A 1,053-nucleotide genomic window follows, 5' to 3' on the forward strand; every position below is an offset into this window, starting at 1 on the left:
CTCGCAGATGGACCGGGCCCCGTTCCAGGTGGTGGATCTGCGCGAACTGCTGGACAGCACGCTGGTCATGCTGGCCCGCAAGATCGGCGACGACATCACCGTGGTCAAGGAGTACGACCCGGCGCTGCCGCCGGTGCCGTGCTACGCGGCCGAACTCAATCAGGTGTGGACGAATCTGATCGACAACGCCGTGTCCGCGATGGGCGGGCGCGGTACGCTCACCGTCCGTACCTATCGCGAGAGTGATTGCGCGGCAGTGGAAATCGGCGATACCGGGCCGGGCGTGCCGGACGAGATCCGTACCCGGATCTTCGAACCGTTCTTCACCACCAAACCGGTCGGCGAGGGTACGGGGCTGGGCCTGGACATCTCCTTCCGGATCGTGGTGAACAAGCATCACGGCGATATCCGGGTCGAATCCGAGCCCGGGAACACGCGTTTCATCGTGCGGCTGCCGCTGGAGGTGGCGAACCCCGCCCCGGCCGAGGCCGACGCGGAACCGGCGACGACAGGAGGCAACTGATGACCGAGCAGATCAAGGGCATCGATCCGAGCGTTCCGCCCAGCGGGGCGGGCTGTCTGGAATGCGACGCCGCGGGCGGCTGGTGGTTCCATCTGCGGCGCTGCGCGGAGTGCGGCCATGTCGGTTGTTGTGACAATTCGCCGAGTCAGCACGGCACCAAGCATTTCCGGGAGACCGGGCATCCCTTCATCCAGAGCTACGAGCCCGGTGAGGACTGGTTCTACAACTTCGAGACCGAGGACATGTACAGCGGCGGTCCCGACCTGGCCGCCCCGACCTCGCATCCGGCCGATCAGGGAGTGCCGGGTCCGCGCGACCGGGTGCCCGCGGACTGGCAGCAGCGCCTGAACTGACCCGCTCTGCGGCCGGTAAAAACCGGCCGACCAGACTTTTCCTTTCCGGCTCCGGCGGAGCCGGGTACGCTGCTGCGAGCGCCGGGCCGGTCCGGCGATTCGGCACTCTCGGGAAAGTTCGGAAAGCAGGGTATGAAGCGTCTTTCGATGGTCGCCCTCACCGCAGGTGCGATGGCC

At 66.8% G+C, this 1,053-nt stretch carries 2 protein-coding genes; both read left to right on the top strand.

What is annotated here, in order from left to right:
• Positions 1-523, top strand: a 523-nt coding sequence (locus tag ACIRS4_RS39015) for a sensor histidine kinase (RefSeq protein ID WP_404205144.1), incomplete at its 5' end; no start/stop codon positions are given.
• Positions 523-876: a UBP-type zinc finger domain-containing protein gene (locus ACIRS4_RS39020; protein ID WP_404205146.1), complete on the top strand. Its 354-nt coding sequence runs from the start codon at positions 523-525 to the stop codon at positions 874-876. The genes ACIRS4_RS39015 and ACIRS4_RS39020, both read left to right, overlap by 1 nt.
• Positions 877-1,053 lie beyond the last annotated feature (177 nt).

It is taken from the genome of Streptomyces sp. NPDC101166 (assembly GCF_044768125.1).
Lineage (GTDB): Bacteria > Actinomycetota > Actinomycetes > Streptomycetales > Streptomycetaceae > Streptomyces.

What these genes read in the sequence shown, in the direction of transcription:
- ACIRS4_RS39020 (WP_404205146.1), top strand. Translation starts at nt 523, where the DNA reads ATGACCGAGCAGATCAAGGGCATCGATCCGAGCGTTCCGCCCAGCGGG.